Annotated in this window: 15 protein-coding genes; 5 read left to right on the top strand and 10 right to left on the bottom strand. The window is 45.0% G+C overall.

Annotation, left to right across the window (positions count from 1 at the left end):
- Positions 1 to 68: 68 nt before the first annotated feature.
- The 5 genes from ACE3K2_RS16795 to ACE3K2_RS16775 all read right to left on the bottom strand — a co-directional run bounded on the left by ACE3K2_RS16795 (position 69) and on the right by ACE3K2_RS16775 (position 5,488).
- Positions 69 to 914, bottom strand: a complete 846-nt coding sequence (locus tag ACE3K2_RS16795) for a carbohydrate ABC transporter permease (RefSeq protein ID WP_062835736.1) — start codon at positions 912 to 914, stop codon at positions 69 to 71.
- Positions 907 to 1,794: a carbohydrate ABC transporter permease gene (locus tag ACE3K2_RS16790; protein WP_421892446.1), complete on the bottom strand. Its 888-nt coding sequence runs from the start codon at positions 1,792 to 1,794 to the stop codon at positions 907 to 909. Before ACE3K2_RS16790 ends, ACE3K2_RS16795 begins: the two co-directional genes overlap by 8 nt.
- 101 nt (positions 1,795 to 1,895) lie before the next feature.
- Positions 1,896 to 3,167, bottom strand: a complete 1,272-nt coding sequence (locus tag ACE3K2_RS16785; RefSeq protein WP_421892442.1) for an ABC transporter substrate-binding protein — start codon at positions 3,165 to 3,167, stop codon at positions 1,896 to 1,898.
- A 181-nt stretch (positions 3,168 to 3,348) separates the two neighbouring features.
- On the bottom strand, positions 3,349 to 4,377 hold the full coding sequence (locus ACE3K2_RS16780; protein ID WP_421892439.1) for a LacI family DNA-binding transcriptional regulator: 1,029 nt from the start codon (positions 4,375 to 4,377) through the stop codon (positions 3,349 to 3,351).
- Positions 4,378 to 4,540: 163 nt separating this feature from the next.
- On the bottom strand, positions 4,541 to 5,488 hold the full coding sequence (locus ACE3K2_RS16775) for a metallophosphoesterase family protein (protein WP_421892436.1): 948 nt from the start codon (positions 5,486 to 5,488) through the stop codon (positions 4,541 to 4,543).
- A 94-nt stretch (positions 5,489 to 5,582) separates the two neighbouring features.
- On the opposite strand from ACE3K2_RS16775, the gene ACE3K2_RS16770 reads away from it, so the two are divergent.
- On the top strand, positions 5,583 to 5,957 hold the full coding sequence (locus tag ACE3K2_RS16770; RefSeq protein WP_421892433.1) for an iron-sulfur cluster biosynthesis family protein: 375 nt from the start codon (positions 5,583 to 5,585) through the stop codon (positions 5,955 to 5,957).
- A gap of 87 nt (positions 5,958 to 6,044) precedes the next feature.
- Here the strand turns inward: ACE3K2_RS16770 and ACE3K2_RS16765 are convergent, their stop codons facing one another.
- The gene (locus ACE3K2_RS16765; RefSeq protein ID WP_421892431.1) at positions 6,045 to 6,452 is read right to left on the bottom strand and encodes a hypothetical protein; all 408 of its coding nucleotides are present in this window, start codon (positions 6,450 to 6,452) and stop codon (positions 6,045 to 6,047) included.
- 130 nt (positions 6,453 to 6,582) lie between these two features.
- Here ACE3K2_RS16765 and ACE3K2_RS16760 point away from each other — a divergent pair, with 130 nt between their 5' ends.
- The gene (locus tag ACE3K2_RS16760; RefSeq protein WP_421892429.1) at positions 6,583 to 7,116 is read left to right on the top strand and encodes a hypothetical protein; all 534 of its coding nucleotides are present in this window, start codon (positions 6,583 to 6,585) and stop codon (positions 7,114 to 7,116) included.
- A 209-nt stretch (positions 7,117 to 7,325) separates the two neighbouring features.
- Here ACE3K2_RS16760 and ACE3K2_RS16755 read toward each other — a convergent pair whose 3' ends face one another.
- From ACE3K2_RS16755 to ACE3K2_RS16740, 4 genes are all read right to left on the bottom strand, one after another.
- Positions 7,326 to 7,790: a hypothetical protein gene (locus ACE3K2_RS16755; RefSeq protein WP_421892427.1), complete on the bottom strand. Its 465-nt coding sequence runs from the start codon at positions 7,788 to 7,790 to the stop codon at positions 7,326 to 7,328.
- A 355-nt stretch (positions 7,791 to 8,145) separates the two neighbouring features.
- Complete coding sequence (locus ACE3K2_RS16750; protein WP_421892424.1) at positions 8,146 to 9,360, bottom strand: S-layer homology domain-containing protein; 1,215 nt, start codon at positions 9,358 to 9,360, stop codon at positions 8,146 to 8,148.
- A 284-nt stretch (positions 9,361 to 9,644) separates the two neighbouring features.
- Positions 9,645 to 10,250, bottom strand: coding sequence for a hypothetical protein (locus ACE3K2_RS16745; RefSeq protein ID WP_421892421.1), 606 nt, complete (start codon positions 10,248 to 10,250; stop codon positions 9,645 to 9,647).
- Positions 10,251 to 10,437: 187 nt separating this feature from the next.
- Positions 10,438 to 10,914, bottom strand: a complete 477-nt coding sequence (locus ACE3K2_RS16740) for a hypothetical protein (protein ID WP_421892418.1) — start codon at positions 10,912 to 10,914, stop codon at positions 10,438 to 10,440.
- A gap of 218 nt (positions 10,915 to 11,132) precedes the next feature.
- Here ACE3K2_RS16740 and ACE3K2_RS16735 point away from each other — a divergent pair, with 218 nt between their 5' ends.
- The 3 genes from ACE3K2_RS16735 (at position 11,133) to ACE3K2_RS16725 (ending at position 14,689) form a co-directional block, all read left to right on the top strand.
- A complete protein-coding gene (locus tag ACE3K2_RS16735; protein ID WP_421892415.1) occupies positions 11,133 to 12,809 on the top strand; it encodes a PucR family transcriptional regulator in 1,677 nt (558 codons plus the stop codon).
- A gap of 231 nt (positions 12,810 to 13,040) precedes the next feature.
- The gene (locus ACE3K2_RS16730) at positions 13,041 to 13,817 is read left to right on the top strand and encodes an ABC transporter ATP-binding protein (RefSeq protein WP_145323717.1); all 777 of its coding nucleotides are present in this window, start codon (positions 13,041 to 13,043) and stop codon (positions 13,815 to 13,817) included.
- Positions 13,817 to 14,689 carry an ABC transporter permease gene (locus ACE3K2_RS16725; protein WP_421892412.1) on the top strand — a complete coding sequence of 291 codons (873 nt, stop codon included), beginning with the start codon at positions 13,817 to 13,819 and terminating at the stop codon, positions 14,687 to 14,689. The genes ACE3K2_RS16730 and ACE3K2_RS16725 overlap by 1 nt, the downstream gene beginning before the upstream one ends.
- The last annotated feature ends 48 nt before the right edge of the window (positions 14,690 to 14,737 follow it).

Below are 14,737 nucleotides of genomic sequence, written 5' to 3'. Positions count from 1 at the left end.
TGTACGGTAATTACTTCGTTGACCTTCAACGTCAGGTTCAGTACATACACACATTACAGACACTTTGGTTACTTGATTCCGCTGCTTCCACCGCTAATGTTGGCTTCGTAGACATAACGTTGTCCGAACAGATATACCAGTACCATCGGAATAGTGAGGAACAGGGAAGCGATCATCACAAGGTTCCATGGTGGCATCTGCCCACCACCTACCGTAGTCAACAGCTGCACCCCAAGTGCCAGCGGCATTTTCTCCGGATCATTGATATAGATGAGCGGCCCCATGAAGTTACCCCAGTTGTAGGAGAATGAGAAGATCGCAATGGCGGCCAGAATCGGATAAGTCAGTGGCATAATGATCTTCCAGTAGATTCCCGGGTGACCCATACCATCGATCATGGCGGCTTCATCCAGTGACTTGGGAATACTCATGACAAACTGCCGAATCAGGAATACGTTGAACGCTCCAGCGAAGAAGCTTGGTACGATCAGCGGGTAAAATGTATTAATCCAGTCCAGATGACGGAAGATGATGAACTGCGGTACCATCGTCACCTCACCCGGAATCATCATCGTACTGAGCAACACAATAAACAGGAAACGACTGCCTTTTGCCTTGATTCGGGCAAAGCCGTAGGATACGATCGAAGCTGATAATACCGATCCGATAATCGTAAAGACGGTAATGATGACCGAGTTTTTGAGATACGTGCCAAGATTGTTATTCGTGAAAATGGTATAAAAGTTCGACCATTGGAATTCCATCGGTACGAAGGTAAAGGCTGATTTGACGGTTGTTGCGTCACTTGCCAGTGCAATGGAGATCATGTACAGGAAAGGTGAAGCAAGCAGCACCCCGACCAGAATCAGAAAAATATAGGATATCGTCTTCTCCACAGTCGATGGATTACTCATTGGCTTTTCCCTCCTCGTAGTGCACCCATAGCGCCGATGAACGGAATACAACCAGTGTCAACGCCATGATGATGATGAATAGTACCCAGGCAATCGCCGATGCATATCCCATTTTGTAGAATTGGAACGCATTCTGGAATAAGTAGGGAACGACCATCTGACTTGAATTGTCAGGTCCGCCGGCAGTGACGATGAATACCTGTGCGAAGGTCTGGAGCGCTCCAATCATGCCAGTCACGAGATTGAAGAAAATAACGGGAGTCAACATCGGGAATGTAATATGGAAGAACGATTGCGTACTCTTCGCTCCATCAATGGCAGCGGCCTCGTACAGCTCCTGTGGAATGCCTTTCATCCCTGCAAGCAGCAATACCACACCACCACCCACACCCCATAAGGACATGAGAATCAGTGCAGGTTTAACCCAGTTCGGATCAAGAAGCCAGGAAGGACCCTGAATACCGAAGATCGCAAGTGCCTGGTTGATCAAACCTTCCGTTGGCGCAAGCAAGTGAATGAAGAGCAACGAACTTGCAACCACCGGAACAACGGAAGGCAGATAGAACAGAATACGGAAGAAGGTAATCCCTTTAATTTTCTTGTTCAGGTAGTATGCAATCCAGAGCGAGATCGACATGCCTAGCGGAATGGATATCAGCGCATAGAAGAATGTATTGCCGACGGATTTCCAGAAGATCGGATCATCAGTCAGTAACGTTTTGTAATTGTCGATACCGATGAATTCAGGGGACTGGAACAGATCCCAATTTGTGAAGCTCATATAGATGGAAAACAGGATCGGACCCAGGGTCAGCCCCAGAAACCCGATCAGCCAAGGCGAGATGAAGATGTAGAACCATTTCCCGTCCTTTTTTCTCACGTTAAGCCCTCCCATGACGCAGAGAGCAGATGGAACCCGCATTCACGCCGATTCCACCTGTCCTGCTGTCGCTGCTATTTGTGCATGTTCAGAAAAACCCTCTATTTGTAGAGTCTTTCCAGTCCACTCTGAATTTCGGTTACGGTATCATCAAGCGAGGCTTTGTTGTTGAAGTACACACCCAGCTTATCGTTAATGAGCTTCATCATTTCGTTCCATTGCGGGTTGAACGGCTCTGCATAGATCGTTGATTCACTGAACGCAGCCATGTTGATTTTTTTGCCGCCGTATTCAGCATTCAGGAATTCATCACTGGACAGACCTGCTTTGGTTGCAGGAGCATCCTGACCGGCTTTGATCATTGGCAGCTGTGCTTCCGGCGTGGTCAGTGCTTCGATGACTTTGAAAGCTTCTTCCTTGTGTTTGGAAGCGTTGGTAATCGTTAACCCGTTAAAGAATGCGTTCGTTTCGCCCCATACCGGAGAGATATCCCAATTAATGCCTTCCACCTTGGCAAGTGAACCGATGTTCCAGAACCCGGTCGTTTCCATAGCGATCTTGCCTTGAGCGAACAACGGATCGGCTCCGATATTCCCCATGTCGGCAATCTCGGTAGGCGTTGGTCCCGCACCGTGTGTGAAAGTTAGATCATTCATGAATTGTAATGCTTTACGCACAGGCTCTGTATTGAAGGTTGGTTTGCCACTCTCATCGAACAGTGAGCCACCGTTCTGGTAGATGAGCTGCATCCACTGCGGCCACCAGCTGCCCGGGTAGTAACCCCATTGAACCGTTTTGCCGTTCTCCTTCACCGTCAACTTCTGAGCTGCCGCCATCAGATCGTCCTGCGTCCAATCTTTGGTTGGGTATTCCACCCCAGCCTTGTCGAACAGATCTTTGTTATAAAACAGGACCATCGCACCGGCCCGATCCGGCAAACCAAATTGTTTGCCATCATACTTCATCAGGTTTGCAATATCATCGGAATAACGCTCGGACATATTCACATTGTTCGCCTTGATCATGTCATCCAGCGGTATAATCTGATTCTTGGAGGCGTAGGCCTGATAGTTCTCGGCAATCATCATAATGTCAGGTGCCGTTCCTCCGGCGATCATGGTCTGTACCTTCTGGTCATAATCTCCTGCAACCACGTTCAGCTTCACGTTAATATCGGGATACGTCTGTTTCACAATGTCGAGTCGTTCCTGATAGATTTTCTTCTCATCCTCTGAACCCCAGATCGTCATGCTCAGATCTACCTTGCCACCGGACTCGCCGGAGGAACCACTTTTACTCCCGCTGCTGCAGGCTGTCAGACCCATTACCATGACCAGCATCAATAACGAAATGACCTTTAAACTTCTTCTCATACGTTACGCCCCCTTGAACTAATGAATGGATGACCACACTGAAACCCGTTTCATGAAATGGGTTTCATTAAGCTGAAACATAAAACCCGTTCCACTTTATGAAAGGGGTTTCATTCACGCACTCATTATATTTCACCCTTCGAGGAAATGTCAACGCTTTCTTTTTCAAGTACAGGCCCCTTTATCTTGAAGCAGGTCCTGTACTTTGACGCACAATCAGCTCCGGTTGCAGAATGATCTGCTTCTTCGGTTTGCCTTGGTTAATCAGCTCATGCAGTACATCCACAGCCTGTTTGCCAAGCTGATATGTGTTCTGGGATACGGTTGTCAGTTCCGGTATAACAGCACTGGCGAGCGGCGTGTCATCAAAACCCACAATGGATATATCTTTTGGAATCGAAAGCCCATGCTCAATCGTTGACTTGATGGCACCAATCGCCGTATTGTCATTAACGCAGATGACTGCGGTTGGCGGATTGTCACGATCCAGCAGTTTGGACATCTCGCGTTTGCCGTCGTCGATGGAGAAGCTCCCGAGCAGTTGCCGTTCTTTCGGTATTTCGAGCCCATGCTCCCGAAGTTTCTTCTGCACAGCTCTGACCTTGACCATGGTGGTGGATAATTCTTTCAGCCCGCCGACAAAGGCGATATCGCGATGCCCCAGTTCAAGCAAATGCTCAGCTGCAAGGGCTGCGCCTGCGCCTTCATCCGTGTACACCCGGTGGAACCCGCCTTTGGCAATATTGCCATTGACCAGCACGATAGGCATACGTTTGCCCATATCAATCAATTCCTGGGCCATGTCATCCGGACAGACCTGCATGTTGATTCGCCCGCCGAGAAAAATAATCCCGTCTACCCGCTTCTCTCGCAGGATGGACAAATATTCAGATTCCCTGTTGTAGTCGCCTGCGGTATTGCACAGAAAGAAGGTATACCCCAATCCGCGAGCCTCATTCTCCGCACCCCAGAACACTTCCGGGAAAAAGGGATTCGTAATGTCCGGCAGGATGATGGCGATGGTGCCGGTCTCTTTCTTGATCAGACTGCGCGCCTGCGCATTGGGCTGAAACTGGTGTTTTTCAATGATGGACATTATCTTCTCTCGGGTGCTTGCACGCACAGGTGCCGTATCATTCAGTACCCGGGAGACTGTCGCTACAGATACATTTGCTTCTTTGGCGATGTCGTATATGGTGATCGGTGTCATAGCGGAACCTTCCTTTTTCTCTAATTTTCCCTATTTTCCCTGCTTATCATACCAGATTAGGAATGGCGATGAAATGGGTTTCAGTGACGGGCTGCGAAGACAAGAAGAGAAGCTTAACCAAGATACCGTGAAAAAAGTAAGCCTCGCCTCCGTCAACCGTCACCTAACGTGTCCAAATAAACAGCTTGCTGTCGGCATTCACAATCTGTGTGCCATTGCTCAGCTCGACCAGCGACGTGTCCCAATGGGTATGTCCGCTGAACACCACCGTCTCCGGCCCAGCCTCCAAGGCCTGCCGGATGAGCGGTTCACCCCTAAGCCCAAGCTCGGCGATGCCCGGGCTTTGATGCAAAAGCAGGCAATCCGGCTGCTGCTTCAGCAGCTTGCGTACGGATTGCAGGTACTGCTCTGCCGGCAGCCGGCCCGGCTTGTCCGGCCTGCCGATGATGCCGCCCAGGCCCGCGATGCGCAGCTGGCTGGGTTGGGCGGCACTTGGCGCAGGGCCACCCGTTGGGGTGCCGGCGTTGATCATTGCGGCTGGGCCATCCATGGCATGGATGCCCTCGACGCTGTGCAACCGATGAGCATCTGCCTCATCGGTGAGGTCATGGTTGCCGTGCACGCCGGCAACCCAGCCGAAGGCTGCCCTGAAGGCGAGCCAGACGGGTACCGGATTGCCGCTGGCTCCCCTTTTTCCGCGCAGGGCATACATGTCTCCACACATCAACACGCCTATACGTTCCGGATCAAACTCTGGCCATTCCACTTCCAGCAACAACCGAACGTAAGCAGGCAGGACTTCACCAAGAAGTTGATCCTCAAGGGCACCCCGCATAGAGTTGCTATTCATTTCGGCATTCGTTCCAACGCTGTTGTGCGTCTCCTCATTAGAATCCGTCGCTCCACCAAATGTGGCATCTTTCCTCCGCTCCGTTCCAGGCACAACTCCTTGCAGATCCGAGGTCACAATGAGTGCATCCACTCCATCGGGAAGCTCCGATACTGTGCCATGATAAATAGGTAGTTGGGCTTCGATCACCTCTCCTCCGGAGATGGCATTCAGATAGGTGAACTGTTCAATCGGCTGATTGTCCAACGATACGATTCTCATGGGACATGCCTCCTTTTCCTTTATTTTACCTTCTAATCTGAGTTTATGGTCCATATATTAAAATGTAAGCGAATTCAATGGAGATTAGAGGAGTGTGAACGACGTCATGATCATTCAAGTCAGTCCGCTGGCAGAAGCAAGACTTACTGAAAAGCTGGGAGATCGACCAGGCTATTTCAAATTGTTTTATGATACCGATGGATGCGGTTGTGACGGAATTGCGGTACTTCTGATCTTAAACGAACCGGATAGCGATGATGTTACCATAGAAGCGGGTTCGCTTCCATTTGTCATCAACAAACAGCAACAGATTTACTTCGAAAATTGTCTGCGTCTGCAATCCGAGCACAGCTTCCCTTCGTTCCGACTGAGCAGTGATTCCATGATCTACGGCAGCAATGTCAAAGTTCATGACTTACGAGATACCGCAGACGTTACCCCTCAACCCACCGGATGGTTAGTACGCTAAACGTTGAATCAGCACGTTAATCAAAACCTCCCGATCCCAGATGTTCTGCGGGACGGGAGGTTTTTTATCAATGGAAAAGGTGCATGATTACTTCACAATAATTTCAATCGGATCCATGGTTAATGCGATATCCGCGGTCATATCCACATAGAGATTTTGTTTCCCTTTTTGGGTTACTTTGAACTCATCTTCAACCTCAACCACTTGACCTGACTTAAACTCAGTTACATACCCCACATCTGTATAATTACGTTCCTCGTCACTACCGGAGAAGAAAAAACGAATAATTGGTCTTCCATGGGTAACTTCAATGGGTGTAATACCTGTATATTTTAAAGTCCCTTTTACTTTCATTGTCTCACCCGTACTTAAGACAGGTGATGTTGTGACTTCCAGAACAAAATCAGATGCTGTTACACGTTCAGTAACTATATCTTCATTTTTTTCTTTTGATGAACACCCCGCAAATATTATGGATACCACGAATACCAACATTAAGATGTTATTACTCATTTTATTAATTTTATATCACCTCTCTCGTACTCTAACGAATGATGTATAGAAAGGGTTGCTCAATTAGAGCGTCTCAACCAATTTCTTAATCTTTGAGCTGGAAATTAAGTATATGGGACCCAAGGTCATAACCGATCCAAATAATAATTCTGTTGTACATACGGAAAAATTAGCTGTTTCCAAAGCGTTAGAATTAGGAATTTATGTATTTGATACAGAGGCGCTAGATGGATATTACAACACACACGGCAAAGGTCCCGAAATTAGCGAAAATACGATATATACCACCCCATGGACAAGCTCATATCCTTCTCCGGGCGTTAAGTATTCTGTACTTTCTCCTTCATATGAAATAAGTAGAAGTCATATGCTCTTTGTAGAAGCAGGGATACCTTATGCAAGTTTCCAAGCCTCGAACTGGTTTGCAAAAGGCATGGATGGCACTTTATTTGAAGCTGAAAATGATAGATTAATATCTTACGTTATGCGAGATTACTACATTTTAGGAGGGAAAGAGCATGATACGATGAAAATTCTAGAAGCTTATTTTCCAGGACGTTCATTGGCACATTACAATGTGTACGGACCATTGTTGAACAAAATGCTGATGGAGCCAGACATCAAAATACTCCGACCTGGTCAATAAAAGTACTCTACATCAAAAACAGTTACAGGGAGCTATGAATCCGAATTATTCGGCGCTTAGTTCGCCCGTAACTGTTTATGTTTGATTTTTCTCGACTCTGAGATGTAATTTTAGCCGCCAAAAATTGAACGTTTGGTCACGATGTTTACTTTTAAACCTGTATGTAGGTATGCTGTCTTGTCATAAGGCTATTAGAGAAAACTCATAGGCTAATTTCTTATAAGAAACTGAATCCATTCTTCTTTTTCAACATACGGAACTATTAATTGATAGCTCTTACCGAAAACAAAACTTAAAAGAAACGTATCTAAATTTTCGAATTCTTGGAACCTCCCCTCCTCTTCTATTAGAATCAACGAACCAGAAAACTTGTCTATAAAAAGCGGTTTATACACGACTTGTCCTATCTCAAGCCACCTATTTATAAACTCAGGGAATTCGCTTACCCTAAATTGATTATCAGGTAATTCTTCATAGGTCCAAAAATCAATTGCCCCACAGCGTGCACCATTTGTTTTTTCTAAAAATGAAATGTACTGAGTGAGGTGAACAGGATTAAACTCAAACTGAATACCCGAGATACCCTCATTTAACTCACCAACTATTATCCCATTTGGATCTTCTTTCAAGCTTATCTTTAACCTGCAAATTATATCTTTTAGATTCTTATTCATCTTTTACTCCACTCCATATGTATATCTCATTAATAGACGTTGAATTTTCTTAATTATATCACGGTGGCTTTGGTGCATCGTATCATTAGCATTTGTAAATTGGTATAGAACAGGCTTAGCCGATACACTAATCATAATAACCACAAAATTACTATTATGACTCCTTTAGAATACATCTTCACAAGTGTTCACTTCGTATACTTACTGGCTCTTCACTCTTTATGAGCTCCATCTCTTAAACCCCAACAAATAATGGTGAGTTACGCTAATCTTCCTGTTAGCTGAATCAAAGAAGCAGTCGATTATACTCATCAGCTGCTTCTTTGGTTTTCCGTGATTTTAATAACACAAGGATTTAGGTATAACCAAAAGCAACCTTAAAAGAGGTCACCATTACATGATAGAGTACTTGAGTTTCATCATCGACAATAAACGAGATCGTATACACGTCTTCAATATTTTGGATCGGATCATAAATTGAAATATCCTCATAGGTGCCATCGCTCATCCTTTTATAAAAATACTCTATGATCCCTTTGCCGCTCACTCCAGCTGACCCATATCGATCTATAATATCTGACAAGGTGCTTTCACCCAACACGATCCCTTTTTTTGTGAGTAGTGAAGAAGCTTTATTAGGGGAATCATCCATGTATGAGTCAATACTCCAACCATCTAACTCTCCACTCTGGTTAAAATGTGCGGTGAATAACGGATATGTATCAGAATCAAATATATTCTTTCCTTTAGATTCTCCGAATTGTTCATCAATTGATTTTTTCGAGTCTCCAAATCTAAGTTCTGGAACATCGCCAAGAATGTACAAACTAAAATCCTCATCAGTAACGGGCTCCGTACTAAAATCAGGAATCACTTCAGAATTTATGTCCATTAGATCAGGAAGAAGACTAAGATCTGTAGGAACTTTTGGTCTTACATCGATCTTAAGTTTTCCATGAAAAGCAAGCTGACGTATCCATTGAAGTGCTTCTGCTCTCGTAAGCGTACTTTCCTCATCAAACTGCTCTGGAGAATTAGCTTCACTGTTGGATAATCCATGTCCGATCAGATAGGCAACAGCATAATGGCCAGTATAATGAACGCCTTGAGTTGCACTGATAATTTCTGCAGCACGTAGTTTAGTAATGGGCTGCATTCTCATCGCAAAGTTGTTTTCTCCCGTTGTGGGATGGTTGTATAGTTTAGCCACCCTGTAGAGACCTTCTGTCCAACTCTCACTGGGTAGATATGCACTATTTGCACTTGCATTTGGAATAGCCATACCCATTGCTCTGTATAACATCTTGAGGAATTCAGCCTCTGTTATCACTTGATCAGGCTTAAGGTTGTAATCGGAATATCCATTAATTATATTTTCAGAGATACCCCATTGAAAGAGACGCTTGGCCCAGTGCTCGTTCATGTCTACTGCTGGAATTCCTCTCCACGTCAAAGTGGCTATATCATTGTCATTCTGCTCCTGCATCTCGGATTCGGCTACTGCAGTTGTAGAACCCAATAGTGATGCAGCTAAAACCAAACATGCAGTCATACGTGTAATACTTTTCATTATCGTACCGTCCTTCTAGGATTTAATCGTAACTATAATTATTTATCGGCTGTTTGATTTGTTATGTAAAGATCGTATTTAATAGCAGCGGTTTAAGACTCGTAACAACTCTTCACCTCTGCCGTTATATTGTTTCCTTCCTAGTATTATTATGTTAACCTGCTCGTTAGATGAACAAAAGCAGCCGATCAGGTTGATCGACTACTTTCTGAGGTTTATTGACTGATATAATTAACACTTCAGTATCACTTAAAACCGAAATGCCTTTCAACTTCTAACAACATCTACTCTTGATTGGACTGTGATGTTCTCATAAACCATTTTAATTGATACTGCTCTGCTTGTTGCAGATAATGATTCGATGCCCCAACCACTGTATTTAATGTTTTGTCCCGTGCACGTTGTGGGTCTGATAAACCAGGGAACAAATCCTCCATGCCTCTCAGATGATCTCGATCCAGATACTCCGCTCGAATAAGGTCATCTTCTGCAAACATATAAACAACTCGGTTGGGGTCAACAATCTCCCTTAGAAAAGCAGGTTCCATAAAAGTATCTACTACGATTGGCTTCTCTTTCCCCATCTGTAACAAATCCAAAATAATAAACTCTACGCTTTCATCAAATACGGAATTTAACCAGTGACTTCTATCGTTTCCACGCCCTAAAAAGAACCATTCCCAATCAATGAAGTGTCGCAAAATTGCTGGATGATCCTGTGGATTAGCCTTTTTTTGATAATCGAAAGTGTGATCATCTGAAGAATAATAATTCATATCCCACTTTGAAGAAAGTAATGTAGTCATCGTGCTCTTTCCGCCGCAAGGGCCTCCACATATCCAGTAAACATGATCTAAATATTGTCTCAATAGTCGGTCTGAAATTTTCATTGGACAGCCATCCCCTTGTATAAGATTGTTTCTTAAAAGGGGTAATGTCTCTTTTTGTTTGCATTAAAGTTCCAGGTCGCTGGCATTGCTAGACCGCCTTCCAAGGCTTAATTTTCTGAAAAATTCATTCTAGGAATCACTTTTTACAAAGTAATTACCGTGAGAAAAAATCTGTTTGGTATCACAATTAATGATCTGTATACTGCAAAGCGTGAATCGGTGTACCTTTAGTGACTTCACCAGTCAATGTATTGATTTCTAGCGGCTCTACTAAAACCTTCCAGCCATAATCGCTTCTGAAAATTTTATACGGGAGTGGTGGTGACTGTTCGTAGTCTTGTCCTGCATACTTTTGAACTACATAAAGTTGAACTTCATCGGTGTTGATCTGCTTGGTTTCCACAATTTCATACCCTGTAGTTGGATTGGTTTTAAAATCCTTCACATATCCTTCTTCACGACTTTTCTCATCCAAATAATTTGTATCTTTAGAATAAAACATCATTCCCTCTACATCCTTAGCAATGTAAGCCTGAAAATACTCCGTTGCTGCTTCCATCGGAGTTTGGGCTACGACTCTTTCCGCAGTAGTCGTCGATGCTACTAAAATAGAACCAGCAACAACACCAGCAAGTAAAAGCGATACTAATCCTTTTCCTTTCATGGATCGAGAACTCCTTTTTAGTGATAGAGTTGGTAATAGTGATCAAATTTTATATAGGCCTACTTAGTATAACGCATTGAATTATTGGAAAGTTTTTATATTTATGATAAATTTGTTTACATCTATCTTTTAGCCTCTTTATCCAATCTCTTCTTTACGCCCACCTCACTTAATGTTAGATTTTATAACATACAATGATGAAAGCGAGTGGGTTGAAGATGGATCTGCAACAATTATTGACTATCCCCATTCTATCCAAAGCAAAAGTGATTGCCGGACATCGCGGACTGGATCGTTTGGTGCAATCAATTAATATTATGGACGCCCCGGATATTGTACAATTCCTGAAACCCGGAGATATGCTGCTGACCAACGGTTATATCCTGAAAGACCGCCCCGATGCTCACCTTGAATTCATTACCGACATGCATGCGATTGGTTGTGCGGCGCTTGCGGTCAAGACACAGCGCTTCTCTCTTGAATTATCACCCCAACTGCTTGAGACAGCCGACAGGCTGGGCTTTCCGATCATCGAGCTGTCAGAGATCGACAATACACTCGGTGAAATATTTCAACAATCGATCAGCGCCATCCTTCAGAACAAAACCCATGAGCTTCACTACGCCTTATCTATTCACAAACAATTTTCAACGATGATCATGCAGGGAAAAGGTATACCCAACATCGTAGATACGCTGTCTCAGTTGTTATCCTCACCTGTTCTTCTACTTGGTTCGAAGAAACAGATTACGGCAAGCTCCCATTATGCACAACAGATGGATGACCAGTCTCTCGCAGGGCCCTTACTGACATTTATAGATGAGCACCCTTCCTTCCATACCGTAATCTCGATCTGCCTGCTTACTGCTGATAACTATCGGCACGCCGAGCTTCATCCCATCTTCACGGATCGGCATGAGGGTTATTTGATCGCACGATACGACAGTTCCGCAAGCTCCAAACTCTCCACTCTGGCACTGGAGCAAGCTGTCAATGTAATCGGTCTGGAGTTAACCAAGAAACAAGCCGTCAAGGAGCGTTCCCGCCGTTACAAAAATGAATATTTCTCCGATCTCATTCAGGGCTTCATTCGTTCTGAACAAGAAGCGCTGCACCGCGGCAAGAAATATGGGCTGCAAGCCCAGGGGAGCTCTGTTCTCATCATTGCCAAAAAGGATGAATCCTCAGCGGGCATACCCAAGCAAAACGCTGCTCCCTCTGAAGAGCGGTTCATCTCGGAACGAGACGCTAATTACGAGTTGATTAAGCAGGAGTTCGCCAGGCTGGATCTCTCCTTTGTCATGTTCACCAAGAACGACCAGTTCGGCATACTCGTCTTTTTGAACGAATCGTCCTGGGAAGAACACACCGTTGTTCAGCAACTTGAGCGGATCGCGAGCAATCTGTATACGGAGTCGCAGCTCAGCTTATCCTTCGGAATAGGCAATCCCTACACAAATGTATTGGATATCGGACTCTCCTATAAGGAAGCAGTCAAGGCGCTCCAATCCGGCTATCAGATGCGAAAGACCCGCTTCGCTCACTCCTATCAAACCATGGATGTAAGCCGTTTGCTGCGCATGATTCCCCACGATGAGATGCTGCAATTCCATCAAGAAACCTTTAAACCCTTCGAAGGACGAGACCCTAACGAACGCAGCGAGCTGATGAAAACTCTGTCCTCCTTCTATGAGAATCACTGCCAGATCGTTGATACAGCAAAAGAATTGTTCGTACATCGCAATACAGTGATCTACAGATTGGAGAAATGTGAGAAACTGACCGGCAGGAACATGAAGGACCCAATGGATAGCCTGCGCTTCCGTCTGGCCTTTGCACTGGAGTCACTACTGAATGTTAATCCAGCCCCTAGCGAAGCTGATCATACAACTTAAACCGAGGACGTGTCATGTATAATGACACGTTATTTTGTTTTTCTTTTCCCAAACCAACCTCATTTGTACATTTTAACTGATTTTATTCTATTTATATGTTCAGAGTAACTAATGACAATTCGTCAATCAGTCTATATTATTAGGATTATATTCATCAATGTTACATTAATTAACACCATCTCACATCAAGAAATAAACAAACATCAGGCTGTAGGAAAGGGGCTACCTATCATGGCTATACAGATACAAGGCGTATCCAAATCATTTGTCAGTGCAACCGGTGAAGATATTCAGGTCCTGGCTGAAGTTTCGATGCAAATCAAGAAGCAGGAGTTCTTCAGTATCGTGGGACCGAGCGGCTGCGGCAAGAGTACGATCTTCAATATTATCGCAGGTCTGCTTAAACCAACAAATGGCAAGGTTATTGTCTGTGGCGAAGAGATCGATCAGACTACCGGGCATGTCGGCTATATGATGCAGAAGGATCTGCTGCTCCCTTGGAGAAGCATCCTGGATAATGTCACGTTAGGCTTAGAAGTGAAGGGCATGTCCAAAAAGGATCGCGGCGATATTGCCATGGATTATCTGGATCGTTATGGCCTGGCTTCATTCGCAGAAGCCTATCCTTCCACACTATCAGGCGGTATGCGCCAACGTGTAGCCCTCATACGTACCCTCGTTACTCAGCCCGATATTATATTATTGGATGAACCTTTCTCCGCACTTGATTATCAGACCCGACTCATCCTGGAAGATGAAATCTTGTCCATCCTGAAATCCGAGGGCAAGACAGGCGTGCTTATCACACATGACATTGAGGAAGCCATCGCCATCTCCGATCGCATTGCGGTCATGAGCAAAAGACCAACGACTGTGAAGCAGGTGTATGACATCGGTCTCGCCTCGCAATACGGTTCAGCACTGAAAGCCCGCTCCGACCAGAAGTTCAAACAATATTTTGAATCGATCTGGGCAGAGCTTGATATCCAAATGGGGAGGATCAGCTAATGAAGAGCACATCACCTAAAATCTCTCTTGCCGGAAAGCCTGCTGGCGTTACGAAGAACAAGAGCAAACGCAGACAGTCCACCTTCTCCAAAGAATGGCTGGTCACGATGCTGTGGCGGTTCATTATTGTTGCAGTCATCCTGGTGATCTGGGAATCTGCCGTTCGCCTGAAACTGGTTAACGGATTCCTCATGGGATCACCGAGTGCCATTCTCGATGCCGCCATCACCATGGCCAGCTCAGGACAGCTGCTCACAGATGCGTTCGCCACGGTGAATGCCACCGTTATTGGCTTCGTAGCCGGAAGCTTAGTCGGCTCATTGGCAGGGCTGCTCATGTGGTATTCGAAGTCGGTTGCCCGTGTACTCGATCCATTCATCGTAGCGATGAACGGTATTCCGAAGATCGCACTCGCTCCCATGATTATCATCTGGTTCGGTTCAGGCATCTTCTCCAAAATTGCCCTCGCCTCTGTCGCAACGTTTATCGTAGCGCTTTTATCCGCCTACCAAGCAACACATCAGATCGATGAATCCCAGATTAATCTGATGAAATCCTTCGGTGCGAAGAAATCACAAATTTTCCGCAAAATTATCGTTCCTTCCTCTCTGCCATGGATTATCTCAGCCTTCCGGATCAATATCGGTTTGGCACTGGTATCTGTTGTAGGCGGAGAATTCATCTCTTCTGACAAAGGACTCGGACACATGGTATTCGTCGAAGGCAACCTGTTTAACTTACCCGCCGTATGGGTCGGTGTGTTCATGCTCATGCTGGTCGCGATGCTCCTCTACACCTGTGTCGGTTATATCGAATCCCGTCTTCTTCCATGGAATGACAACAAGAACAGCAGCAAAACCACATCTGTCTAAGCTGACCCACAACAACTAACTTAACTACAACCATTAAAGGGGCCTGGT

This window comes from Paenibacillus sp. (assembly GCF_048976745.1).
Taxonomy (GTDB): domain Bacteria; phylum Bacillota; class Bacilli; order Paenibacillales; family Paenibacillaceae; genus Paenibacillus.
This window is presented reverse-complemented; position numbering and strand designations above follow the sequence as displayed.

Bases quoted from the DNA above. Each gene is read 5' to 3' on its own strand.
- ACE3K2_RS16795 (WP_062835736.1), bottom strand. From the start codon at position 914: ATGAGTAATCCATCGACTGTGGAGAAGACGATATCCTATATTTTTCTG.
- ACE3K2_RS16785 (WP_421892442.1), bottom strand. From the start codon at position 3,167: ATGAGAAGAAGTTTAAAGGTCATTTCGTTATTGATGCTGGTCATGGTA.
- ACE3K2_RS16780 (WP_421892439.1), bottom strand. From the start codon at position 4,377: ATGACACCGATCACCATATACGACATCGCCAAAGAAGCAAATGTATCT.
- ACE3K2_RS16775 (WP_421892436.1), bottom strand. From the start codon at position 5,488: ATGAGAATCGTATCGTTGGACAATCAGCCGATTGAACAGTTCACCTAT.
- ACE3K2_RS16765 (WP_421892431.1), bottom strand. From the start codon at position 6,452: ATGTTGGTATTCGTGGTATCCATAATATTTGCGGGGTGTTCATCAAAA.
- ACE3K2_RS16760 (WP_421892429.1), top strand. From the start codon at position 6,583: ATGGGACCCAAGGTCATAACCGATCCAAATAATAATTCTGTTGTACAT.
- ACE3K2_RS16755 (WP_421892427.1), bottom strand. From the start codon at position 7,790: ATGAATAAGAATCTAAAAGATATAATTTGCAGGTTAAAGATAAGCTTG.
- ACE3K2_RS16750 (WP_421892424.1), bottom strand. From the start codon at position 9,360: ATGAAAAGTATTACACGTATGACTGCATGTTTGGTTTTAGCTGCATCA.
- ACE3K2_RS16745 (WP_421892421.1), bottom strand. From the start codon at position 10,250: ATGAAAATTTCAGACCGACTATTGAGACAATATTTAGATCATGTTTAC.
- ACE3K2_RS16740 (WP_421892418.1), bottom strand. From the start codon at position 10,914: ATGAAAGGAAAAGGATTAGTATCGCTTTTACTTGCTGGTGTTGTTGCT.
- ACE3K2_RS16735 (WP_421892415.1), top strand. From the start codon at position 11,133: ATGGATCTGCAACAATTATTGACTATCCCCATTCTATCCAAAGCAAAA.
- ACE3K2_RS16730 (WP_145323717.1), top strand. From the start codon at position 13,041: ATGGCTATACAGATACAAGGCGTATCCAAATCATTTGTCAGTGCAACC.
- ACE3K2_RS16725 (WP_421892412.1), top strand. From the start codon at position 13,817: ATGAAGAGCACATCACCTAAAATCTCTCTTGCCGGAAAGCCTGCTGGC.